Source organism: Streptomyces sp. SID13726 (assembly GCF_010548375.1).
In the GTDB taxonomy this organism is placed as follows: Bacteria; Actinomycetota; Actinomycetes; order Streptomycetales; family Streptomycetaceae; genus Streptomyces.
In genome coordinates this window covers 1-393 of the sequence record NZ_JAAGLY010000799.1, presented here as the reverse complement: position 1 = coordinate 393, position 393 = coordinate 1, and the positions used below count along the sequence as shown (strand labels likewise).

Annotated in this window: 1 protein-coding gene; it reads right to left on the bottom strand. The window is 76.1% G+C overall.

The window, feature by feature from the left end; genetic code table 11:
- Window positions 1–393, bottom strand: a 393-nt coding sequence (locus tag G3I78_RS50370; protein ID WP_275424957.1) for a carbamoyltransferase N-terminal domain-containing protein, incomplete at both ends; no start/stop codon positions are given.

The following is a 393-nucleotide window of genomic DNA, read 5'->3' as shown; positions in this document are numbered from 1 at the left end:
CGTCGGTCGCGGTGGCCAGGGTGCTCCGCCCGCCCAGGGCGCGGGGGCCGATCTCCGCCCGCCCGGCGAGGAAGACGACCGGCTCGCCCTCCGTGGCGAGCAAGTGCGCGAGCCGGGCCTCGTCGCAGGGAGTGGCACGCCAGCCCTCCGGCGGTGCGGCGGACGCCGTCAGGCGCGGGCCGCTGTACACGTCCCAGTCGAGCCGGGTGTGGCCGCCCTCGGCGAACATCGCGCAGGCGGCGGCCCCGATGGCGGCGCCGGAGTCGTTGGGGAAGGGCGGTGCCCACACCTCACCGAAGAGGCCGGAGGCGCGCAGCTTGCTGTTCCACTTGATGTTCAGGGCGCAGCCGCCTGCCAGGGCGAGATTGGGCCGGGAGGTGGGGTAGTGCCCCC